Annotated in this window: 26 protein-coding genes; 18 read left to right on the top strand and 8 right to left on the bottom strand. The window is 70.1% G+C overall.

The genetic code is table 11. The annotated features are described in order from the left end of the window. The first annotated feature begins 16 nt into the window (after nucleotides 1-16). The 6 genes from QQJ79_RS08005 (at nucleotide 17) to QQJ79_RS07980 (ending at nucleotide 5,049) form a co-directional block, all read left to right on the top strand. Entirely contained in the window at nucleotides 17-1,849 is a 1,833-nt protein-coding gene (locus QQJ79_RS08005; protein WP_284222406.1) for a M14 family metallopeptidase, read from the top strand. Next, nucleotides 1,849-2,265 carry an MAPEG family protein gene (locus QQJ79_RS08000; protein WP_284222405.1) on the top strand — a complete coding sequence of 139 codons (417 nt, stop codon included), beginning with the start codon at nucleotides 1,849-1,851 and terminating at the stop codon, nucleotides 2,263-2,265. Before QQJ79_RS08005 ends, QQJ79_RS08000 begins: the two co-directional genes overlap by 1 nt. Before the next feature lie 45 nt (nucleotides 2,266-2,310). Next, nucleotides 2,311-3,666, top strand: a complete 1,356-nt coding sequence (locus QQJ79_RS07995) for a TldD/PmbA family protein (RefSeq protein ID WP_284222404.1) — start codon at nucleotides 2,311-2,313, stop codon at nucleotides 3,664-3,666. Beyond that, complete coding sequence (locus QQJ79_RS07990) at nucleotides 3,663-4,460, top strand: 3'(2'),5'-bisphosphate nucleotidase CysQ (RefSeq protein WP_284222403.1); 798 nt, start codon at nucleotides 3,663-3,665, stop codon at nucleotides 4,458-4,460. The genes QQJ79_RS07995 and QQJ79_RS07990 overlap by 4 nt, the downstream gene beginning before the upstream one ends. 25 nt (nucleotides 4,461-4,485) lie before the next feature. Further along, nucleotides 4,486-4,734, top strand: coding sequence for a DUF4170 domain-containing protein (locus tag QQJ79_RS07985; protein WP_284222402.1), 249 nt, complete (start codon nucleotides 4,486-4,488; stop codon nucleotides 4,732-4,734). Nucleotides 4,735-4,818: 84 nt separating this feature from the next. Beyond that, the gene (locus QQJ79_RS07980) at nucleotides 4,819-5,049 is read left to right on the top strand and encodes a hypothetical protein (RefSeq protein ID WP_284222401.1); all 231 of its coding nucleotides are present in this window, start codon (nucleotides 4,819-4,821) and stop codon (nucleotides 5,047-5,049) included. 3 nt (nucleotides 5,050-5,052) lie between these two features. Here QQJ79_RS07980 and QQJ79_RS07975 read toward each other — a convergent pair whose 3' ends face one another. Further along, entirely contained in the window at nucleotides 5,053-5,718 is a 666-nt protein-coding gene (locus tag QQJ79_RS07975) for a fused DSP-PTPase phosphatase/NAD kinase-like protein (protein ID WP_284222400.1), read from the bottom strand. Between the two features lie 74 nt (nucleotides 5,719-5,792). After that, nucleotides 5,793-6,542 (bottom strand): oxygen-binding di-iron domain-containing protein, encoded by a 750-nt coding sequence (locus tag QQJ79_RS07970; RefSeq protein ID WP_284222399.1) that lies wholly within the window; start codon nucleotides 6,540-6,542, stop codon nucleotides 5,793-5,795. Between the two features lie 106 nt (nucleotides 6,543-6,648). Here QQJ79_RS07970 and QQJ79_RS07965 point away from each other — a divergent pair, with 106 nt between their 5' ends. The 10 genes from QQJ79_RS07965 to lpxK all read left to right on the top strand — a co-directional run bounded on the left by QQJ79_RS07965 (nucleotide 6,649) and on the right by lpxK (nucleotide 15,177). Further along, nucleotides 6,649-7,278 (top strand): TetR/AcrR family transcriptional regulator, encoded by a 630-nt coding sequence (locus QQJ79_RS07965; RefSeq protein ID WP_284222398.1) that lies wholly within the window; start codon nucleotides 6,649-6,651, stop codon nucleotides 7,276-7,278. A gap of 56 nt (nucleotides 7,279-7,334) precedes the next feature. Beyond that, nucleotides 7,335-7,661: an ArsR/SmtB family transcription factor gene (locus tag QQJ79_RS07960; protein ID WP_284222397.1), complete on the top strand. Its 327-nt coding sequence runs from the start codon at nucleotides 7,335-7,337 to the stop codon at nucleotides 7,659-7,661. Continuing rightward, a complete protein-coding gene (locus QQJ79_RS07955) occupies nucleotides 7,658-8,086 on the top strand; it encodes an SRPBCC family protein (protein WP_284222396.1) in 429 nt (142 codons plus the stop codon). The genes QQJ79_RS07960 and QQJ79_RS07955 overlap by 4 nt, the downstream gene beginning before the upstream one ends. Before the next feature lie 5 nt (nucleotides 8,087-8,091). Beyond that, a complete protein-coding gene (locus QQJ79_RS07950) occupies nucleotides 8,092-8,499 on the top strand; it encodes a DUF1801 domain-containing protein (RefSeq protein ID WP_284222395.1) in 408 nt (135 codons plus the stop codon). A 22-nt stretch (nucleotides 8,500-8,521) separates the two neighbouring features. Next, a complete protein-coding gene (locus QQJ79_RS07945; RefSeq protein ID WP_284222394.1) occupies nucleotides 8,522-8,926 on the top strand; it encodes a DUF1801 domain-containing protein in 405 nt (134 codons plus the stop codon). A gap of 92 nt (nucleotides 8,927-9,018) precedes the next feature. After that, the gene (locus tag QQJ79_RS07940) at nucleotides 9,019-10,107 is read left to right on the top strand and encodes a winged helix-turn-helix domain-containing protein (protein ID WP_284222393.1); all 1,089 of its coding nucleotides are present in this window, start codon (nucleotides 9,019-9,021) and stop codon (nucleotides 10,105-10,107) included. Nucleotides 10,108-10,347: 240 nt separating this feature from the next. Continuing rightward, nucleotides 10,348-12,183, top strand: coding sequence for an ABC transporter ATP-binding protein (locus QQJ79_RS07935; protein WP_284222392.1), 1,836 nt, complete (start codon nucleotides 10,348-10,350; stop codon nucleotides 12,181-12,183). Next, nucleotides 12,180-12,869 carry a lysophospholipid acyltransferase family protein gene (locus tag QQJ79_RS07930; protein WP_284222391.1) on the top strand — a complete coding sequence of 230 codons (690 nt, stop codon included), beginning with the start codon at nucleotides 12,180-12,182 and terminating at the stop codon, nucleotides 12,867-12,869. Before QQJ79_RS07935 ends, QQJ79_RS07930 begins: the two co-directional genes overlap by 4 nt. Further along, on the top strand, nucleotides 12,866-14,158 hold the full coding sequence (locus tag QQJ79_RS07925) for a 3-deoxy-D-manno-octulosonic acid transferase (RefSeq protein ID WP_284222390.1): 1,293 nt from the start codon (nucleotides 12,866-12,868) through the stop codon (nucleotides 14,156-14,158). Before QQJ79_RS07930 ends, QQJ79_RS07925 begins: the two co-directional genes overlap by 4 nt. Beyond that, nucleotides 14,155-15,177, top strand: coding sequence for a tetraacyldisaccharide 4'-kinase (gene lpxK / locus QQJ79_RS07920; RefSeq protein ID WP_284222389.1), 1,023 nt, complete (start codon nucleotides 14,155-14,157; stop codon nucleotides 15,175-15,177). Before QQJ79_RS07925 ends, lpxK begins: the two co-directional genes overlap by 4 nt. On the opposite strand, the gene QQJ79_RS07915 is transcribed toward lpxK, so the two are convergent. Continuing rightward, nucleotides 15,162-16,514 carry a metal-dependent hydrolase family protein gene (locus QQJ79_RS07915; protein WP_284222388.1) on the bottom strand — a complete coding sequence of 451 codons (1,353 nt, stop codon included), beginning with the start codon at nucleotides 16,512-16,514 and terminating at the stop codon, nucleotides 15,162-15,164. The genes lpxK and QQJ79_RS07915 overlap by 16 nt on opposite strands. Before the next feature lie 90 nt (nucleotides 16,515-16,604). On the opposite strand from QQJ79_RS07915, the gene QQJ79_RS07910 reads away from it, so the two are divergent. Further along, on the top strand, nucleotides 16,605-17,303 hold the full coding sequence (locus QQJ79_RS07910; protein ID WP_284222387.1) for a murein L,D-transpeptidase catalytic domain-containing protein: 699 nt from the start codon (nucleotides 16,605-16,607) through the stop codon (nucleotides 17,301-17,303). Nucleotides 17,304-17,310: 7 nt separating this feature from the next. Here the strand turns inward: QQJ79_RS07910 and trhA are convergent, their stop codons facing one another. The 5 genes from trhA to QQJ79_RS07885 form a co-directional block, all read right to left on the bottom strand. Beyond that, the gene (trhA, locus tag QQJ79_RS07905) at nucleotides 17,311-17,973 is read right to left on the bottom strand and encodes a PAQR family membrane homeostasis protein TrhA (RefSeq protein WP_284222386.1); all 663 of its coding nucleotides are present in this window, start codon (nucleotides 17,971-17,973) and stop codon (nucleotides 17,311-17,313) included. Nucleotides 17,974-17,977: 4 nt separating this feature from the next. After that, nucleotides 17,978-19,264 carry a phosphoribosylamine--glycine ligase gene (gene purD, locus QQJ79_RS07900; RefSeq protein WP_284222385.1) on the bottom strand — a complete coding sequence of 429 codons (1,287 nt, stop codon included), beginning with the start codon at nucleotides 19,262-19,264 and terminating at the stop codon, nucleotides 17,978-17,980. A 48-nt stretch (nucleotides 19,265-19,312) separates the two neighbouring features. After that, nucleotides 19,313-19,471 carry a hypothetical protein gene (locus QQJ79_RS07895; protein ID WP_284222384.1) on the bottom strand — a complete coding sequence of 53 codons (159 nt, stop codon included), beginning with the start codon at nucleotides 19,469-19,471 and terminating at the stop codon, nucleotides 19,313-19,315. Between the two features lie 91 nt (nucleotides 19,472-19,562). Then, a complete protein-coding gene (locus QQJ79_RS07890) occupies nucleotides 19,563-20,156 on the bottom strand; it encodes a hypothetical protein (protein WP_284222383.1) in 594 nt (197 codons plus the stop codon). A gap of 131 nt (nucleotides 20,157-20,287) precedes the next feature. Then, a complete protein-coding gene (locus QQJ79_RS07885) occupies nucleotides 20,288-20,704 on the bottom strand; it encodes a hypothetical protein (RefSeq protein WP_284222382.1) in 417 nt (138 codons plus the stop codon). A 133-nt stretch (nucleotides 20,705-20,837) separates the two neighbouring features. Here QQJ79_RS07885 and xseA point away from each other — a divergent pair. Then, a partial coding sequence (gene xseA / locus QQJ79_RS07880) for an exodeoxyribonuclease VII large subunit (protein ID WP_284222381.1) occupies nucleotides 20,838-21,797 on the top strand: 960 nt, incomplete at its 3' end.

The following is a 21,797-nucleotide window of genomic DNA, read 5'->3' as shown; positions in this document are numbered from 1 at the left end:
GGCCGAGGAACCTGTCATGCGCTCCGCCCTGATCATCGCCGCGTTCGCCGCGCTCGTATCGAGTCCCGTCATGTCCCAGTCCGCCCCGTCGTCCGTCGCCAACGCCGCGCCGTGGGACCAGCCCTTCCTGCCGCCGGCTCCCGCCTGGGACGGCGCCAGCCGCGCCCTGCTGCGCGACGCCTCGGACCCCTGGGTCACGGCCTTCGAGGCCGACGCCGATCATGACGAGAGCCCGAACTACGCCGATACCCGCGCCTGGTTCGACCGGCTGGACGCCGCCTCGGACCTGATCCGCATCGAACAGTTCGGCGTCTCGCCCGAGGGCCGGCCGATCTACGCCGTCATCGCCTCGAAGGACGGGGCCGCCTTTGATCCGGCCAAGCCCGTGCTGCTGGCCCAGGCAGGCATCCACCCCGGCGAGATCGACGGCAAGGACGCGGGCATGATGCTGCTCCGCGACATCGCCTTCAACGGCAAGGACGACCTGCTGGACCGGGTCAATCTGATCCTGATCCCCATCCTGTCGGTCGACGGCCACGAGCGCGCCAGCGCCTGGAGCCGCCCCAACCAGCGCGGGCCCCGCATCCAGGGCTGGCGGAACACAGCGACCAACCAGAACCTCAACCGCGACTATCTGAAACTGGACCAGCCCGAGATGCGGGCCGTGCGCGGTCTGGTGCTGAAATACCGGCCCGACCTGTACGTCGACATCCACGTCACCGACGGCATGGATTACCAGTACGACGTCACCTACGGCTACAATGGCGAGAACGGCGTCTGGTCGCGCTCGCCGGCCATCGCGGCCTGGCTGGACGCGACCTTCAAGCCCGCGATCAATGCGGCGCTTGAGGCAGAGGGCCACATCCCGGGCGAACTGGTCTTCGGCATCGACGCCGATCCCCGCGCGGGCCTGTCGGACGGCGGCCTCGGCGAGCGCTTCTCCAACGGCTGGGGCTCGGCGGCCCATGTCCCGACCATCCTGATCGAGAACCACAGCCTGAAGCCCTATGAGCAGCGGGTGCTGGGGACCTATGTCTTCCTCGAGGCCGCCCTGCGCCGCCTGGCCGCCGAGGGACCCGCCCTGCGCAGCGCCATCGCCGCCGATACGGCCCTGCGCCCCACGGAAATCCCGGCCAATTTCGCCCCCGACCCGACCCCGGCCTACACCCGGACCTTCAAGGGCATCCGCTATGAGATGTACGACAGCCCCGCCTCGGGCCGTCAGGAGATCCGCTGGCTGGGCGTGGCCGATCTCGAGCCCTGGGCCCTGCCCTTCTACGGCTCGCGTCCGACCCTGACCCTCCGTCGCCCCGAGGCCTATTGGGTGCCGTCGTATCGCACGGACATCATCGAGCGGCTCCGCCTGCACGGGATCCGGATGGAGACGGTCGACGCCGCCCGCACCGTCAACCTCGACATGCTGCGCCTCGTCGAGCCGAAGCTGGCGACCCGCGCCAATGAGGGCCATGTCGGCGTCACCGTCACAGGCGTCACGCCCGAGCGCCGCGACTGGACCTTCCCCGCCGGCTCGGTCCGCGTGCCCACCGACCAGCCGCTGGGCGACATCGTCGTCCTGCTGCTGGAGCCGCAGTCCTCCGAGAGCTTCTTCGCCTGGGGCATGTTCCCCGAGGTCCTGAGCCGGGTCGAATATATCGAAGGCTACGCCATCGCCCCGCTGGCTGAGGCCATGATGGCCGCCGACCCGGCGCTGAAGGCCGCGTTTGAGGCGAAACTGGCGGCCGAACCGGAGTTCGCCGCCAACGGCGACGCGCGTTTGCAGTGGTTCTACGAGAGAACCCCGTTCTATGATGATCGCTACCGGCTCTATCCGGTGGGGCGAGAAGACTGATGGCGACATTTGACGCGATGACGGCCCTCCAGGCCGCGGCGCTGTGGAGCGGCCTGTCGATCCTGCTGCTGGTCGTCCTGTCGTTCAGGACCATTTTCACCCGCAAGCGGCTCAAGGTGTCGTTCGGCGACGGCGGCGACCCCCAGCTGACGGCGGCCAGCCGGGCCTTCGGCAATGCGGCGGAATACATCCCGCCCTGCCTCGCGATCCTGATTCTGATGGCCCTGCTCGACTTCCAGCCCGTCTGGATCCACGCCGTCGGCGGCGCCATGCTGCTCGGGCGCATCCTCCACGCCTGGGGCCTGAGCCAGACGAAACAGCCGTCGTTCGGGCGTATGGCGGGCATGATCCTGACCCAGGCGGCGCTGATCGGCGGCGCCGGCACCCTGATCGCCTGCGCCTTCGGCTGCATCTGACGTCGGCGCCGTTGCGCGGAACCCCCGGCCCGGCCATATCGGGGCATGCCTGACCGTACCGCGTCCGCCGCCTCTCCCGACATCCTGCCCGATCTGGTCGCCGCCGCCCTCAGGGCCGGGGCCGACGCCGCCGAAGCCGTCTCGGCCGAGCGCGCCTCCCTGTCCGTGGGCGTCCGCAACGGTGCGCTTGAAGATGTCGAACGCGAAGAGAGCCGCGACCTCGGCCTGCGGGTCTTCATCGGGCGCCGATCGGCCGTCGTCTCCGCCTCCGACCTGTCCGACGCCACGCGAACCCGCCTGGTCGAGCGCGCCGTGGCCATGGCCCGGCTCGCGCCGGAGGACCCCTATGCCGGCCTCGCCCCGCAGGATCGCCTCGCCCGCGGCCCCTTCGCCGACCTCGATCTGTTCGATCCGGCCGAGCGCAGCGCCGCCGAGCTCGAGGCCATGGCCGCCGAGACCGAGGCCGCCGCCATGGCCGTGCCCGGCGTGGCCAAATCCGAAGGCGGCCACGCCTCGGCCTCGTCCAGCCGCTGGCGGCTGGTCACCTCGCACGGCTTTGACGGCGCCTACCACGGCTCGGCCTTCTCCCTCGGCGTCGGCGTCATCGCCGAAAAGGACGGCGCCATGGAACGCGGCGGCGAACACCGCGCCGTGCGTCACCTGTCCGATCTGCCGTCGGCCGCCTCCATCGGCGACTACGCCGGCCGTCGCGCCGTGGCCCGCACGGGGCCGCGCAAGATCGATTCGACCACCGCCCCGGTCATCTTCGAGAATCGCATCGCCACCCAGGTCCTGTCGCCCATTCTCGGCGCCATCTCCGGCCCCTCGATCGCCCGCGGCACCTCCTTCCTCAAGGACCGTCTCGGCCAGCGCATCCTGCCGACCGGCGTCGATCTGATCGACGACCCGTTCCGCATCCGCGGCCTTGGCTCCACCCCGTTCGACGACGAGGGCGTGGCGGTGTCGCGCCAGTCCATCGTCCAGGACGGCGTTCTGAGCACCTGGCTGCTCAACAGCGCCGCCGCGGCCCAGTTGGGAATGGCCTCGACCGGCCACGCCTCGCGCGGCCTCGCCGGCCCGCCCGGCGTCTCGACCCATAATCTGCATCTCGAACCGGGCGAGCGGGATCTGGACGGGCTGATGGCCGACGCCGGTACGGGATTGCTGGTCACCTCGATGTTCGGCCCCTCGCTGAACGCCAACAACGGCGACTGGTCCGCCGGGGTGTCGGGCTTCTGGTTCGAGAACGGCGAGATCGTCTGGCCCGTCAGCGGCGTCACCGTCGCCGGCAATCTCGCCGACCTGTGGATCCGGCTCGAGCGCGGCTCGGACCTCGAATTCCGCGGCAGTTTCAACAGCCCGTCGCTGATGTTCGACGGCGTGGCCATCGCCGGCAAATGAGCGATTTCGCAGCCGATCTCGACCTGATCCGCGACGCCGCCGAGGCGGCGGGCCGGCTGGCGCTGGCCGAACGCGACGCCGGGCTGAAGGTCTGGTCCAAGTCCGGCGGTTCGCCCGTCACCTCGGCTGACATGGCCGTCGACCAGCTGCTCAAGGACACGCTGCTGTCGGCCCGGCCCGACCACGGCTGGCTGTCGGAAGAAACCGCCGACAACGCCGACCGCCTTTCGAACCGCCGCATCTTCGTGGTCGATCCGATCGACGGCACGGTCGCCTATATGAAGGGCAAGCCGTGGTGGTGCATTCCCATCGCCATCGTCGAGGACGGACGTCCCGTCGCCGCCGTCATCCACGCTCCGGCGCTGGGCGAGACCTTCACCGCCACCCTCGGCGGCGGCGCGTCGCTTCAGGGCCGTCCGATCACCGCCTCCGACACCACCGATCTGGACGACGCCTCCGTCCTCGCCGACGCCCGGCTGATGGAGGGGCCGCACTGGATCGAGCCCTGGCCCGCCATGCGGTTCGAGAAGCGCAACGCCATCGCCTACCGCATGGCCCTGGTCGCCGCCGGGGCCTTCGACGCCGCCATCAACCTGACCCCGAAATGGGACTGGGACGTCTGCGCCGGCTGCCTGATTGTCGAGGAGGCGGGCGGGCGGGTCAGCGACCACCACGGCCGCGCCTGGAGCTTCAACCAGGCCGACCCGCGTCAGAACAGCCTCGTGTGCAGCGCTCCGGCGCTTCACCCGTTGATCGTGCGGCGGACAGCGCCTATTCCGCTGGCGCCCCGCTAGCTCCCCCTGCCCGGACGATCACTCCATGACCAAGCCCGCCGAAGCCGAACAACTCCTGCACCTCGTCATCGGCGGCGAGCTGCGCCACCTCGACGCCCCTGTGTTCCGCGACCTGTCCAAGGTCGAGTTCGTCGGCGCCTTCCCCAACTACGAAGAGGCCCGCAAGGCCTGGAAGGCCCGGGCCCAGGCCACCGTCGACAACGCCCATATGCGGTTCTTCATCCTGCACGCCCATCGCATGATCGACCCGCGCGGCGACGCGCCCGGCCACTGACGGCGGAACGAGCTTCGGCCCGGCGCGCTTCCGGGCCTATACTGGCGCGCCTGACCTCGACGCTCCCTTGCAGGAACTCCGATCTTGACCCTCTTCGGCCGAACCCTCGACGGACAGGAGATCGCGTCCCTGGTCTCGCTGTTGCTGGTGCTGGTTCTGTGGATCAGCGTCTGGCGCGGCGACCGTCGTGAATCTCATTGGCTCAAGACCTGGAACGCCGAGCGCAAGGCGCGTCGCGACGCCGAGATCGCCGCCGAGGGCGGACAACCCCGGTCGCCATCTGAAAAGCGCGAACCGCGCGGGCCCTGGGGCTGACGCCTACTCCCGCCTCAGCAGTTTCTCGGTCAGGATCGTGCCCCACCAGCCGGCCTTGAACTCGGCCCGGATCGCCCTGGGGTCATAGGCGTCGCTGTCGATCCAGTCGATGAAGCTGACCCCCGTCGGCTCGACCTCCTTCAGGTATTTCTCCAGTGTAAAGTCCAGCACCCCCGTCAGCCCCTCGCGGTGGTGCAGATATCGCTTGTCCAGCTGTTTGATCGCTTCGGAGATCGGCTCGCCAAGATGGAAGTGGCGATAGAAGACCGCCATCATCCCGGCCCGGTCCGCGCCTGACTTGCAGTGGATCAACACCGGATATTCGATCGTCCGGAACAGCTCCCGCGCCCGATGCACCCGATCCTTCTGCGGCGGATCGCGGGAATCCAGCGGCGCGTCGATCAGGGTCAGGCCCAGCCGTTCGCAGGCCTCCTTCTCCAGCGCATAATAGGCCTCGTCCCGCGCCCCGCGCAGGTTGATGACCGTCCGGATCCCCTTGGACTTCCAGTAGGCCAGCTGCCGCGGCGACGGCTGGTTGGTCCGCACCAGGTCCGGCCCCAGCCAATGGCCGTTCATGAACCAGCGGCGCAGGAAGGCGTGGTCCTTCCAGACATAGTCCCACCGCGCCTTGAACCGGCCGGCCGGGGTGCTGAGATCGTAACGCGCCATGGATCGCAGATAGCGGGTCGCGCGACGCCCGTCATCCGGGGCGGATCAAAAGCCGGCCGGGGGCCGCCCTCCCGCTACAGCGCCAACTCGAATCCACGCAGTCGCTCGCGCGCGCGCCGGTCGTAGTCCCCGCCGAGGCTCCGGAGCGCGGCGGCCCCGTCCCCGCGGAAGGCCGGCCCGTGCATCAGCGCCAGGGTCTGTGGGGCCAGCGACGACAGCCTGCGCAAGGTCGAGCCCATGGCGGGATTGAGAGCCGAATATCCGAACAGGTCCTCCGCCGCGATGGCCGGTCCGACGATGTCGCCCTCCACCAGGGCGGGCGCCTGACCCTGCTGGGTGAACAGATCGCCGCAAAACAGGGTCCCGGTCGACTCCTCGTGAAGGACGCCGGCGTCCCATCCGTGCGGCGTGTGCGGGGTGTCGATGTAGCGGACCCGCTTGCCGCCGCCGAGTTCGATCACCTCGCCGTCGTCGAGAGGCCGCGGCGGCCGGTCGGCCATGTCGTTCAGCGAGACGTCGCAGCCGATACGACCGTGGGCGACCTCCGCCCTGGGCGCCACGGCCAGCCACTCATTCATCGCGCCGCATTCGTCCGATTCGAAATGACCGAAGGTGATCCAGCGCAGATCGGCGGGATCGATCACCCGCGAGGCGGCCTCCAGCACCTGCGGGAACATGCGGCGCGGGCCGGTGTGGAACAACAGGGCCTCGTCCCCGAGCACCAGGAACTGGTTGAAGGTCAGGCCCAGGGGCGGTCCGACCTCCGCAACGAAGGTCGACAGGCGGTAGACGCCATCGGCGATTTCGGCGACGCGGGTTTCCATGACTTCTGCCTCTTTGCACGGAACGACAATTTCACGCTACACTGCCGTGTACCGAAATGCCGCCCGGCCGTCAATATGGCTGCGCGCAACTGTTCAGTGAAATAAGATGGCCCGCGGCTACACCCTCAAACGACGCGCCGAACAGCAGGCGGAAACGCGGCTGAAGATCGTCGAGGCGGCGGTGGAACTGCACGGGGCGGTCGGACCGGCAAACACCAGTCTCAGCATGGTCGCCGAGCGGGCCGGCGTTCAGCGCAACACCCTGTACGCCCACTTCCCCGACCTGCGCAGCCTGCAGATGGCCTGTTCGGCCCTGTCCCTCGAGCGCAATCCCCCGCCGGACGCCGTCGACTGGCAGAGTGTGTCCGACCGCGCCGGGCGGCTGCGCCTCGGGCTGAATGCGGTGTACGGCTGGTATGAAGCCAACGCTGCGCTCCTCGCCTGCGTCCTCCGCGACGCCGAGCATCACCGCCTGACCCGCGAGGTCGCCGATCTGCGCTTCGGCCCATTCATCGCGGGATGGCACGAGGTCCTGGGCGCCGGACTGAGCGGGGTCCAGCGGGCGTTGCTGCATCTGGCGCTGGACTTCCATGGCTGGCGCGCCCTGGCGCGGGAGGCCGGGCTGGGCGGTGACGCCGCGGCGACCGTCATGGCCGCGGCCATTGAAGGGGCTGAAGCCGCCCCTCCGTCGGACCTCGGGGCGATGGGAACAGCCGACCGCAGTCCCCGGCCTTGACTCACACATAGCTCGCCGGTTATGGATCATAACCAATAGCCAACGAGTTATGTTTCATGACGCCCGGCGACCCCGATCTCCTGTTCCGTACGCTCGCCGATCCTACCCGAAGGGCCATCTTCGAGCGGCTGTGCCGTGACGGAGAGCAGACGGTCGGCGCCCTGACCGCCCGGGCCGGAGTCTCGCAGCCGGCCGTGTCCAAGCACCTAGGCGTCCTGAAACTGGCGGGACTGGTGCGCGACCGCCCCGAAGGCCGCCAGACCCACTACAGCGCCCAGCTCGCGGCCCTGGCGCCTCTGACAGACTGGACCCGTCAGATGACCGGCTTCTGGGAGGCCCGGTTCGACGGCCTCGAAGACCTGCTGACAAGGATGGACCAATGACCGCCGCGACCGAAACCCGCTCCGTCGTCGTCGAGCGCGAATTCGCCCACCCGCCTGAAAAGCTCTGGCGCGCCCTGACCCAGCCGCACCTGATCGAGGCCTGGCTGATGAAGAACGACTTCGCGCCCGTCGTCGGCCATCGATTCAACCTGCGGGGCGACTGGGGCGGCGTGCTGGACTGCAAGGTGCTGATCGTCGAGCCGGACCGGACCCTCGCCTACAGCTGGGACTTCGCCCACGACGACCCGGCCTTCAATCTGACGAGCGTGGTGACCTTCACCCTCACCCCGACGGATGGGGGGACCCACCTGCGCATGGAACAGGCCGGCTTCCGGCCCGAACAGAAACAGGCCACCGGCGGCGCCCGGCACGGCTGGGCGCAGATGTTCGACAGGCTGGACGCCGTTCTGGCGGGCGCGGAGTAGCCGCAATGCCGGACGCGAAGCTCCTCTCCGGCGGCAATCCGCAAATTCCCAAGGGCTTCGGCGACGCCCCCGTTCAGGCCTGGATCGCCGCCGCGCCGGGCTGGAAGGGCGAGATCGCGCGCCGCCTCGACGCCCTGATCGAGCGCACCGTCCCCGGCGTGAAGAAGGCGGTCAAATGGAACACGCCCCTGTACGCGGTCGAGGACGGAGCCTGGTTCGTCAGCTTCCACGCCTTCGACCGCTATCTGAAGCTCGCTTTCTTCAGGGGCTCTTCGCTCGACCCCGTCCCGCCGGTCGCCTCGAAACACCCGGAGGTCCGCTATTTCCACATCCACGAAGACGACGCGATCGACGAGGCGCAACTTGCTGACTGGCTGAGACAGGCCAGCCGGCTGCCCGGCGAACGGATGTGACAGCGCGCAAGGGAGGACGACCATGAACAGGACCGACAGCGTCGAGGGCGCGGAGCGCCCCGGCCCGTTCATCGATGCGAAGATCGCCGCCCTGGGCGACTGGCGCGGCGAGACGCTCGCCCGGGTTCGCAGCCTCATCCATGAGGCCGATCCCGAGGTGGTCGAGACCGTCAAATGGCGCGGCGTCCCGGTGTGGGAGCACGCGGGCATCCTCTGCACCGGCGAGGTCTACAAGCGCTACGTCAAACTGACCTTCGCCCGGGGCGCGGCGCTGGAGGATCCCTCGGGCCTGTTCAACGCCAGCCTCGAAGGAAACGCCCGGCGGGCCATCGACATCCCGGAAGGCGCAGCGCTCGATGAAGCCGCCTTCAAGGCCCTCATCCGCGCGGCCGTCGCGCTGAACACGGCGAAGCGCACGCGCGCCTGATTGGCCATTGCCTTGCCGCGACACATGGTTGACGCTTCATGGCCTGCGCGCCGGGCAAGCGGCCTGTGCAACGCCCGAGGTATCCCCGAACCATGGCCCCCGGCTGTTTTCGCTTCGACCGCTTCCTGCTCGACCCCGGCGACCGCCGGCTGACGCGCGACGGCGCCCCGGTGGAGCTGAACGCCCGCTATCTCGACGCCCTGGCCCTTCTGGTGCGCGAACAGGGCAAGCTGGTCTCCAAGGATCGCTTTCTCGACGAGGTATGGCGCGGCGTGCCCGTCACCGACGAAGCCCTGACCCAATGCATCCGCACCATCCGGCGCCGGCTCGGCGATGACGCCGCCAGGCCGCGCTTCATCGAGACGGTGCCGAAGCACGGCTACCGCTTCATCGCGCCTGTCGAATCGCCCGAAGCCGAGGCCCGGCCCCTGGACGCGGCGCCGATCGGGTCAGCGCCCGCCGCGGCTCCGACCGACTCAAGGAGCGCGCTTCTCCAGCTCGGCGGCGCCGGGATGATCGGCGGGGGGATCGCCGGCGTGATCGGCGGCCTGTTCTACGGACTGGGCGCCGCCCAGCCGCTGCAGTCCGGCATGGGCGCGAGCTCGATCGTCCTCGTCCTCATCGCCCTCACCGCCGGAGTCGGGGTGATCGGAGGCGGCAGTGTCGGCGTCGGCGTCGCGGCGGCCAGAACCGCCTGGGGCCACGCCTCGCCCGGCAGCATCATCGGCGGGGCGTTCGGCGGTCTGGTCGTGGGGGCCGCGGTGAAGTTGCTGGGCGTCGACGCCTTCAACCTCCTGTTCGGCCAGTCGCCGGCGGCGATGACCGGCGCCGGCGAGGGCGCCCTGCTGGGAGCCGCAATCGGATTCGGAACTTGGCTCAGCGCGGGCCGGGCGTTCAGCCTCAGGCTCACCGCCGCTTCCACCGCCCTCGCAGGCGCGGTCGTCGGCGTCCTCATTCCCGTGGTCGGCGGACGATTGATGGGCGGCAGTCTCGACCTGCTGGCCCGTCAGTTCCCGACCTCCCGCCTCAGCCTCGATCCGATCGGGAGCCTGTTCGGCGAGGCGGACTTCGGCCCCGTCAGCCAGGCCGTCACCGGCGGGCTCGAAGGGGCCCTGTTCTGCGGCTTCGTGGTCGGAACCATCATTCTGGTCCAGCGGAGGCTGGCCGCCGCCCGCCTATGAGGGCGCCTTGCGACGCGCCCGACACAGGTCGCACCATTCGCCCCCGGCGCTGCGCCGGTCCGGCCGCCAGCGATGCCGGCGACAGGACCACTGGCGGATCAACACCTGCAACGCCTTGAACATGCCCCGTCCTCCTTTCCCGGCAGGAAGGCCAGGTCGCTCTAACAGTTCCTGAAGCGACGTGGTTGATGCTCCCATGAGTCGCTTGACTTGCCGCCCCAGCCGTCCGACCTCGGACCGATGACGTCGCCCATCCCCGCCGCCGAGGAGAAAGAGCCCCTGCGTCCGCTGCTGGGCCGGATCTGGCGCGACTATCTCTCGCACCACCGGACGCCGCTGTTCCTGTCCATCGCCTGCGCCGCCGTGGTCGGGATCATGGCCGCCACCGTGCTGCAACTGCTGGAGCCCGCCATCAACGGCCTGTTCCTCGGCGAGGCCGTGACCATCTGGAAGGTCTTCACCATCCCGCCCGGGCGGGCCCTGGTCTGGATACCCGCGATCATCATCGGCGCGGGCCTGATCTGGACCGCCGCCGCCCTGGGCCAGGCCGCCCTCGTCAACCGGCTCGGCCACGGCATCGTCGGCGACATCCAGGTCCGGCTGTTCGGCGCCATGATCCGCGCCGACCTGGCCCGTCTGCGCAGCCAGCATTCGGGCGGCTTCGTCTCCTCGGTCCTGTTCGACGCCAATCTGGTGCGCGAGGCCTTCACCAACGGAGTGGTCAACTACACCCAGCACGCCCTGACCCTGGTCGCCGTCATCGGCTACATGGCCTGGACCGACTGGCGGCTGACGGCGATCGTCCTGCTCGGCGCGCCCGTCATCGCCTTCGTCATGCGCCGCTTCGGCAAGCGGATGCGCAAGGCCACCACCGGGGCCATGGTCGAGACCTCCAACCTCTCCACCGCCCTGATGGAGAACCTCGACGGCGTCCGCCTGATCAAGATCGAGAACCGCGAGGCGGCCGAGGAAGACCGGGTCGGCGAGGTCGTCGCCCGCCGCCAGCGCCATGTCATCAAGAGCGCGGACTCCCGCGCCTTCGCCGGCCCCTTCTCCAACCTCGTGGCCATGATCGTGGTCGCCGCCGTCATGGCCTATGCGGGCTGGCGGGCGCGGGACGGGGAAATGAGCGTGGGGTCGTTCGCCGCCTACATCGGCCTGCTGATGGCCGCCGGCCAGTCGCTGCGGCAAGTGACCAATCTCCAGACCGTCATGTCCGAGGGCCTGACCGCCGCCCGCCGCCTGTTCACCTCTCTCGACATCCAGCCCGAGATCCGCGAGGCGCCCGACGCGGCCCCGCTGGCCGACGGCCCCATCACCGTGGCCTTCGAGCGCGTCTCCTTCGCCTACGCCCCGACGCTCGAGGGCGGGGCCCCGACCCTGGCCGACGTGTCCCTGACCGTCGCCCCCGGCGAGACCGTCGCCCTCGTCGGCCCCTCGGGCGGCGGCAAGAGCACGATCCTCAGCCTGCTGCCGCGCTTCTACGACGTCACCGCCGGCGCCGTGACCGTCAACGGCCGCGACATCCGCGAACTGAAGCTGCACGACCTGCGGTCGAAGATCGCCCTCGTCACCCAGGAACCCTTCCTGTTCGACGACACCCTCGCCGCCAACATCGCCTATGGCCGCCCCGGCGCCACGGCCGAGGACATCGTCGCCGCGGCGCAGGCCGCCGCCGCGCATGAGTTCATCACCACCCTGCCCGAAGGCTACGCCACCCGCGCCGGCGAGGCCGGCCTGCGCCTGTCCGGCGGCCAGCGCCAGCGCATCGCCATCGCCCGCGCCTTCCTCAAGGACGCCCCCATCCTGCTGCTCGACGAGGCCACCAGCGCGCTCGACACCGAGAGCGAGGCCCTCGTCCAGGCCGCCCTCGAACGCCTGATGCAGGGCCGCGCCACCCTGATGATCGCCCACCGCCTGTCGACGGTGCGCAACGCCGACCGCATTCACGTCATCGAGGCCGGCCGCGTGGTCGAGACCGGTTCGCACGCCGAACTGGTCAAGCAGGGCGGCCTCTACGCCCGTCTCGCGAAGCAGCAGTCCCTCGACGGGGACCCCGTCGCGGCGGTCATATGAGACCGCTCCGCAACCCCCTCATCCAGGGCGTGCTCGCCTGGCTGCTGGCCGGCTGGATGCGCTTCTGTTTCGCCACCATCCGCTGGACGCACAGGAACGAGGGCGTGGCCGAGACGGTCTGGGCGAACGGCGGCGGCGTGCTTTGCACCTTCTGGCATTCGCGGATCGGGCTTTCCCCCGCCTGTTGGCCCCTGGACCGGGCCCAGCCGGCCAAGGCCCTGATTTCGCTCAGCCCGGACGGCCAGTTCATCGCCCGCGCCGTCGCCCTTCAGGGGATCCCCGCCGTGCGCGGTTCCTCAGCCAACAAGGACAAGGCTGATCGAGCCAAGGGCGGCTCCCAGGCCCTCCGCGACGGCCTGCGCCAGCTCAAGCTCGGCGCCCTGGCTATCACACCGGACGGTCCGCGCGGTCCCGCTGGCCAGATGGCGGAGGGTTTGCCCCTGATGGCGAAACTGTCGAAAGCGCCGGTGCTGTTCATCGGCCTGTCCTGCAAGCCGGCGATCCGGCTGAACAGCTGGGACCGGGCCATCCTGCCCCTCCCGTTCGGCCGCGGCGCCATCGTCTGGGACGTCGCGACCTATCCCGAGGGGGCCGGGCTCGCGGACGTGGCGCTTGCATGGACGGAGCGCCTCAACGCGGTCGAAGCCGAGGCCGACGCCATCACCGGGCTGGAACCGTCCCGGTGAGCCCCGCCCTGATCGCCTGGCGTCTTCTGACCCGCCTGCTTGAGCCGCTGGCCCCGCGGTTTCTCGACGCCCGCGCCAAACAGGGCAAGGAGGACTCGGCCCGCGTCGATGAACGCCTCGGCCGCGCCTCGGTCGCCCGCCCCGACGGCGACCTCGTCTGGCTGCACGGCGTCAGCGTCGGCGAGACCCTGTCGCTCCTGCCCGTGGTCGAACGCCTGCGCCGGAGCCGGCCGGACCTGAGCGTTCTCGTCACCTCCGGCACCCTGACCTCGGCGGCCCTGCTGGCCCAGCGGTTGCCGGCGGGCGTCATCCACCAGTTCGCCCCGATCGACGCGCCGGGCGCCGTGACCGCCTTCCTCGACCATTGGCGGCCGTCGCTCGCCGTCTTCGTCGAGAGCGAACTCTGGCCCAATCTGATCCTCGAGGCCCGCAAGCGCGGCGTGAAACTGGTCCTGGCCAGCGCCCGCATCACGGAAAAGACCGTCGACGGCTGGCGCCGCTTCCCCGGCGCGGTGCGGGAAATCCTCTCAGCCTTCGATCGCATCCTGCCGCAGGACGAGACCTCCGCCGCCCGGCTGCGCAGCCTCGGCGCCCGCATCGACGGCCATGTGAACCTGAAACTGTCCGGCGAGGCCCCGCCGCACGACGCCGCCGCCTTCACCCGGCTCAGCGCCGCGATCGGCGACCGGCCCGTGGTCGTCGCCGCCAGCACCCATGACGGCGAGGAGATCGCCCTCGTCCGCGCTCTTGACCGGCTGGCCGACCGCCTCTGCCTGATCCTGGTGCCCCGCCATCCCGCCCGCAGCGCGGAGATCGCCGCCGCCCTCGGCCGCGACGGCTATCGTTTCGCCCGCCGCTCCGAAGGTCGCGAACCGGACCGCGAGACCGATCTCTATCTCGCCGACACCCTCGGCGAGATGGGCCTGTTCCTGCGCCTCGCCGACGTCGTGGTCATGGGCGGCTCCTTCTCCGCCGCGCTGGAAAAGCCTCCGGTCGGCGGTCACAATCCGCTGGAGCCCGCCCGTCTCGGCAAGCCCGCCGTCACCGGTCCCGACATGAGCAACTGGGCCGCCGTCACCGAAGCGCTGGTTCAGGCCGGCGGCCTGACCGTGGTCGAGGCCCCATGGGACCTGCCCGCCGTCCTGGCGCCCCTTCTGGCCGACACCGACGCCGCCAGGGCCATGGGCGAGCGCGGCCGCCGCGCCGCCGCCGAGGCCGGTTCTGGCCTGGACCGCCTGTGGGAGACGATCACGCCCCTGCTGCCCCTCGCCCCGCGAGGCCGCCGATGAAGCTCAACACCCCCCGCTGGTGGTACACGCGCGACGCCCGCCACGGCGCGGTGGCGCGGACCGTGCTCAAGCCCCTGTCCTGGGTCTGGGCCGCCGCCACCGCCCGCCGCATCGCCCGCGCCGACCCGGTCGATCCCGGCGTGCCGATCATCTCGGTCGGCAATCTCACCGTCGGCGGCTCGGGCAAGACCCCCGTGACGCGCGAGGCCATCCGCCTGCTGCACGAGGCCGGGATCAACGCCCACGGCCTGTCGCGCGGCTACGGCGGGTCGCTACGCGAGCCGACCCAGGTCGACGCCGCCATCCACACCGCCGCCGACGTCGGCGACGAGCCCCTCATGCTGGCCCTCGGCGGCCCGACCTGGATCGCCCATGACCGCGTCGCCGGGGCCCGCGCCGCGGCGGCGTCCGGCGCCGAGGTTCTGGTTCTCGACGACGCGCACCAGAACCCCACCCTGAAGAAGACCCTCAGCCTGGTCGTCGTCGATGGTGAAACGCGCGGCGACGAATGGCCCTTCGGCGACGGCTCCGTCTTTCCGTCGGGCCCGATGCGCGAGAAGCTCCGCCACGGTCTCGGGCGCGCCGACGCGGTCGTCATCCTGCTGCCGGCCGACGCTCCGGGCGTCGATCCCGAGCTGATGGAGGCGTTCGGCGACCTGCCCGTCCATGTCGCCCGACTGATGCCCGCCGCGCCGCCGCCCAAGGGTCCCATCCTCGCCTTCGCCGGCATCGCCAAGCCGTGGAAGGTCGAGCGCGCCCTCGACGCCGCCGGGGCCGAGCTGATCGACTTCGCCCCGTTCCCCGACCACGCCGCCTTCCGCGAGGCCGACCTGGCCTTCCTCGCCGACCACGCCGGACGTCATCACGCCCGCATGGTCACCACGGAAAAGGACTGGTTCCGCCTGCCCCCCGAATGGCGGGCGCGGGTCCTCTCATGGCCGGTCAAGGCGACCTTCGAGGACGAGGCGGCGTTTCAGCGCCTGCTGCTGGGCGCGGTAAGGCCTCACTCCGCCCGGTAAACCACCCCGCCGCGCATCACGAACCGGACCCGCTCCAGCTCGGTCACATCCGTCAGCGGGTCGCCTCCGACCGCGATCAGATCGGCCGGCATGCCCGTGGCGATCCGACCGGCGTCCTGCGAGATCCGCAGATGCGCCGCCGCATTCACCGTGGCCGCCTGGATCGTCTCCAGCGGCGTCATCCCGGCCCGGACCAGCAGGGCGAACTCCTGGGCGTTGTCCCCGTGGGCCGAGACGCCCGAGTCGGTGCCGAAGGCGATCCGCACCCCGCCCGCATGGGCCCGGCGGACCATGTCCAGCATCTTCGGCCCGGCCTCCAGCGCCTTGGCCGTCTGGGCCGGGGTGAAGAAATTGTTCGGGCCCGAGGCGATCCGCCCGACGAAATCCCCGGCCAGCAGGGTGGGCACCAGATAGGTCCCCTCGCGGCGGAACAGCCGGATCGATTCATCGTCCAGATAGGTGCCGTGCTCGATCGAGTCGCCGCCGGCGCGCAGGAAGGCGTTGATCCCGTCGACGCCGTGGGCGTGCGCCGTCACCTGGCGTCCCATCCGGTGCGCCGCGCCGATGATGGCCGCCAATTCCTCGTCCGAGAACTGCTGGCCCAGGCCCGCCGCCGTGTTGGACAGCACCCCGCCGGTCGCCGTGATCTTGATGATGTCGGCGCCCGAACGGACCTGCAGCCGCACCGCCCGCATGCAATCGTCGGCGCCCGAGCAGATGCTCTCGCCGGTGAACAGATGCATGATGTCTTCGCGATAGCCGTTGACGTCGCCGTGGCCGCCGTGGACCGAGACGGACTCGCCCGAGGCGATGATCCTCGGACCGGCCACGTCGCCGCGCCGCACCGCGTCACGCAGGGCGAAGATCGTCTGGTTGGTCGCGCCCAGGTCGGCGACCGTCGTGAACCCGGCCATCAGGGTCCGCCGCGCGAACCGGGCGCCGACAAAGGCCTGTTCGACATCGGACTGGGTCACGCCCTCCAGCCGGCTGTTCGGGTTCTGCTCGCCGGTCAGATGGACGTGGCTGTCGATCAGGCCCGGCAGGACGAAGGACGACCTCAGATCGACGATCCGGCCGTCTCCGACGAAGCCGTCCCGCACATCGACGATCCGGTTCCCTTCGATCACGAGAGTTTTATCGCGCTGCACAACACCGGTCGCAGGATCGGCCAGAAGCCGGCCCACATGGACGAACGTCGTTCCCTCCACAGGAGAAACCGGTGCAGGCGCAGGCGTTTGCGCCCCGGCGCTCGTCGCGGCGAACAGGGCCGCGGCCGTTAGCAATGATGTGATCAGCTTCACGAAATCCTCCCGGAACAGGGTTTGCACCTTACACATCCGGGGGTCCTGACCAAGGCTCAGGTTGAAACACCCGTCACGAACTGAAACAACCCGTGACCAGTTCTGTAACCGTGCGAGGGGCGTCGCATGCGCTTGGCGAGACGAGGCTTCATTCTGGGCGGCGTGGCCATGCTGTCGGGCTGCGCCACTGCGGCCGCGCAGACGGCGAGCATTCAGCCGCTCGTGACCGTCACGCCCGGTCCCCAGCTTCCGGCCCGTCCGGCCCAGGTCATCACCTCACAGCTCAACACCACCCGTCCGCTCGACCCGCGCAGTCAGGTCCGCAAGGAACTGATGGAGCGGGCCACGGCCGCCCTCGACATCCACGGTCATCGCATCACCCGCCGCGACCGGATGTACCTGGTCGACTTCAAGAAATTCTCGGGCGACGAACGGCTGTACGAGGTCGACCTCGAAGGCGGCTCCGTCACCCTGATGCGCACCAGCCACGGACGCGGCTCCGACCCGACGCACACCGGCTTCGCCACCAGCTTCGGCAACACCCCCGACAGCCACATGTCCTCCGTCGGCGCCTACGCCACCGCCGGCGCCAGCCACGGGGCCCAGCAGGGACCGAACGTCCTGCTCGACGGGCTGGAGTATTCGAACAACAGGGCCCGCGAGCGCGCGATCATCATCCACGGCGCCGACTACGCCGACCCGGACTTCCTCGCCCGCGAGGGCAAGCTGGGCCGCAGCTACGGCTGTTTCTCGGTCAGCCACGCCGACCTCCCGGCCCTGCGCGAGCGCATGGGCGAGGGCCGTCTGCTGTTCGCCTGGGCCTGACGCCGACCTATTTCAGCACCGCCAGCAGCACGGCCACCCAGTGCACCGCCGCGGCCACCACGACATGGCCGTGCCAGATCGCGCGCCGGTAGCGCATGGCCTTGTTGGCGTAGAAGATCACGCCCACCGAATACAGCAGCCCGCCGACCGCCATCAGGATCAGCGGCGGCAGGCCGAGGCTCTGCAGGATCGGCTGGATGGCGATCACCATCAGCCAGCCCAGCGCCAGATAGACGACGATCCAGAACCCTTTGCCCAGCCCGGGCAGGAAAAGCTTGGCCAGGGCGGCGAAGATCGCCGTGCCCCACACCGCCGACGTCATCCCCCAGGCCCAGGCTCCCGTCAGATGCTGGGTCGTGAACGGCGTGTAGGAGCCGGCGATCATGATGAAGATGCCCGCGTGGTCGAACCGCCGGAGCAGCGGCTGGAACCGCGGCGCGGCGAAATTATAGGCCGTCGACAGGCCCAGCATGGTCAGCAACCCGACCGCATAGATGGCCGCCGCCGTCAGCCGTCCGACATGGCCGAAGCCGATGGCCAGCCCCAGCAACATCCCGCCCCCGACCAGCGCCAGCGCCAGCCCGGTCAGGTGGACGATCAGATCGGCGAGCCTTTCCTTCCCGTCGCGGTAGTGGCTCGGCGGCTCGGGCGGCAGGGCGGCGTCGGTCATGGATTCAGTTCCCCCCGGAATCCCGCTCCAGCGCCCGCCAGCCGATATCCGTGCGGTGGAAGCCGCTCGGCCAGTCGATCTTCTTCACCGCCGCATAGGCCCGCTCGCGCGCCTCGGCGATGTCCTTGCCGCGGGCGCAGACGTTCAGCACCCGGCCGCCCGCCGCCGCCAGCTGACGATCCGGCCGGCGCCGAGTCCCCGCGTGGAAGACCTGCACATGCGGTCCGAAATCCTGCTCGGCCCCGCGGATGATCGACCCCTCCAGCGGACTGTCGGGATAGCCCGAGGCGGCCAGCACCACGCAGATCACCGTATCCGGGCTGAACGCCGGCATCGGCGCCCGGGTCAGGTCGCCGCGCGCGCAGGCCAGCAGCAGGGGCACGATGTCCCCGTCCAGCCGCATCATCAGCACCTGGCATTCGGGATCGCCGAAACGGGCGTTGAACTCGACCACCTTGGGTCCGTCCCCGGTCGCCATCAGACCGGCGTACAGCACCCCGCGATAGGGCATGCCTTCGGCGGCCATCGCCGCCACCACCGGCTGGACGATCAGCCGGTCCGCCGCCTCGACCAGCTCCGGGGTGAACACCGGCGCCGGCGAATAGCTGCCCATCCCGCCCGTGTTCGGCCCCAGGTCGCCGTCATAGGCCCGCTTGTGGTCCTGGGCCCCGCCCAGCAGCACGGCGCGCTGCCCGTCGCAGACCGCGAACAGCGAGCCCTCCTCGCCGTCCATGAACTCCTCAATCACCACCCGGGCGCCGGCCGTGCCGAACCGGCCGCCCAGCATCCGCTCGATCTCGGCCTCGGCGTCGCGCCTGGTCGGGCTGATGGCCACGCCCTTGCCCGCCGCCAGGCCGTCGGCCTTGATCACATAGGGCGGCTTGAACACCGACAGGGCCTGCCGCGCCTCGTGCAGCCGCTCATAGACGCCGAAGCCGGCGGTGGGGATTTCGTGCCGCTCCATGAAGGCCTTGGAGAAGGCCTTGGAGGTCTCCAGCTGCGCCGCCTTCGCCGTCGGTCCGAAACAGGGGATGCCCGCCGTCGCCAGCCGGTCGGCCAGCCCGGCCTCCAGCGCCGTCTCGGGTCCGACCACCACCAGATCGGCCTTGATCTCGCGCGCCAGGGCGCACAGCCCGTCGGCGTCGGTCACCTTCATGGGCCGCAGTTCGCCCAGCGTCTCCATGCCCGGATTGCCCGGCGCGATGACCAGCCGCCGCACCAGCGGCGACTGGGCGATCTTCCACGCCAGGGCGTGCTCGCGGCCGCCCGATCCCACCAGCAGGATATTCATGCGCGGGCAATGACCGGAGCGGCGGGGCCGGTCAAGTCGCGGCTCGCATCAGACCAGAACGGCGGAGATCGCATAGACCGCCACGGCGACAAGCAGGATCACGCCGATGACCAGCCAGGGACTCATCGAAGACCCGTCGCTGCGCCGTCCCATCTCGCTTTCGCGGGGATCCTGGTCGGCGGGGTCGGTGTTGCGGGGGTCGGCCATGCCGGGACAATGGCCCCGTCTGACGGAGAGTTCCAGCGGATTGCGCCGGCCGACTTCCCCGGACGCGGTTCGCCGCGTCTGCTGGCCAGCCTCACGCCCGCAGCGACCTGAGCTCGATAGCCGCCCGGGCCAGGCGCTCATAGAGTCTGCGGCGGCGGGCCAGCGGCCACCAGTCATACAGAAAGATCTGGACCGGGCGCCAGTTGGCGACCCAGCCGAGGATGATCAAGCCTTCGTCAAAGAAGCGGCCGACATAGCCCTCCCCGACCCGGCTGCTGATCTCCGCCCCGAGGGCGACGCACAGGGCCAGCACCGTCAGGCCGATGGCGAGCGAGGCGCGGCCTATGCGGAACAGCTCGTTCAGCTCCCAGCCGGCGACCTCGGCGCGATAGGCGAAATAGTTGCGGATCGCATCGGCGATATGCCCGGCCTCCTCGCGTTGCGTCTCCTCGGCGGGCAGGTGGACAAGGATACGGATCGGAGCCGACCCGCCCTGTTCGCGCGCCCAGGCGACGACATATTCCTCGACCGCGGCGTCAAGATCCCTCTCGCGGAACGGCAGCGGATCCAGGGACTGGAACAGTTGACCGATGTCACGGATCTTGAGTTCGATCGGACGCTCCCCCGAGCGGACGGGCCCGCCCTGACCCGCCTCGTCCCGGTTCCGTTCGTCCTGCTTCGCCATGCCGTACTTCAACTCCCTGCGGTCCGGCCTGCAACCAGGCTACAGAGCCGGACCATCAGTGGCGACCCGGAACCGGATGGCGGGCCGCCGCCGGCTTCAGGTCCGCTTCCGACCCGCTGCAGGCATTCGCGTCAACGATACCAAAAGGTCTCTTCGTCGGCCTCTTCCGACAGCGATCTGACCAACGCTCCTCGGCGGAACTCAGCCGAGCCAGCGCGATAGCGGACCTGTCCGCCTTCCCCGACCAAGCCGCTCACCCAGCTCAACTGCATCGTTTCGCCGTTCTGTGAGCACTGGAAAGACATGCGGTAAGCTGCGCCGACTTCGCCCAGTTCCAGCTCCAGGGGACTTACGTCGCCGCGCGGCGTCCGTCCGTTGAGCAGCACCCGGGAGCCTGTCTGGAGGGGTCGCATCGGCCTTCTGACTTCGAGGCGCTGGCGGCCACAGCTTGCCCTGGAGACTTCCACCCAAGGGTTTGCCGGGCGAAGCTCAATAGCGCGGACAACCACTTCCTCGGCCTGTACCGCCAACAACATCGACAGCAACATGTTCCCCCCTCATCGAACCTGAGGCTGCATTGACCCCCAATCCAGCACTTCAGCAAGTGTCCGCCTCCCGCCCGTCGCCGGCATCCGCCCGCGCCCCATTCCCGCCGCCCCCTCGCCCCGCTAGTCTCCCCCCATGAGCGACGACTCCTACGTCTTCGAGGGCCCGGCCGACGAACCGCCGCCGCCCGCGCGGGACAACAATCCGCCCCAGACGGTCTCGGAGCTGTCCTTCGCCCTCAAGCGCACGCTCGAGGACCGGTTTGGCCATGTCCGGCTGCGGGGCGAGATCTCCAAGGTCAATCACCACGCCTCGGGCCACGTCTATCTGACGCTCAAGGACGACAAGGCGGCCATCGACGGCGTCATCTGGAAGGGGTCGGTCCGCGGTCTCGGCGTCCGGCCCGAGTCCGGGCTGGAAGTCATCGTCACCGGCAAGATCACCTCCTATCCCGCGCGGTCCTCCTACCAGATCGTCATCGAGACCATGGAGGCCGCCGGCGCCGGCGCCCTTCTGGCCCAGCTGGAACGGCTCAAGGCGAAACTGGCCGGCGAGGGCCTGTTCGAACCGGGCCGCAAACAGCCCATCCCGACCTTCCCCGCCGTGGTCGGCGTCATCACCAGCCCGACCGGCGCCGTGATCCGCGACATCCTGCACCGCATCGCCGAGCGCTGGCCCTGCCGCGTCATCGTCTGGCCGGTCGTCGTCCAGGGCGACGCCGCCTGCGGCCAGGTCTCCAACGCCATCCGCGGCTTCGACGCCCTGACCGCCGGCGGCGCCATCCCCCGCCCCGACATCCTGATCGTCGCCCGCGGCGGCGGTTCGGTGGAGGACCTTTGGTGCTTCAATGACGAGGGACTGGCCCGCACCGTCGCCGCCGCCTCAATCCCCATCATCTCGGCCGTGGGGCACGAGACCGACACCACGCTGATCGACTTCGTCTCCGACCGCCGCGCGCCCACGCCGACGGGCGCGGCCGAGATCGCCACCCCGGTGCTGGCCGATCTGCGCTACGCCGTCGCCGATCTGGACCGGCGCCTCGCCCGGGCCGGGGGCCGCATCCTCGAGGACCGTCGCACCCGGCTGCGCGCCGCC

The organism is Brevundimonas denitrificans (genome assembly GCF_030160755.1).
Classification (GTDB): Bacteria; Pseudomonadota; Alphaproteobacteria; order Caulobacterales; family Caulobacteraceae; genus Brevundimonas; species Brevundimonas denitrificans.
The sequence above is the reverse complement of the archived record's forward strand: the minus strand, read 5'-3'. Positions and strand labels throughout refer to the sequence as shown.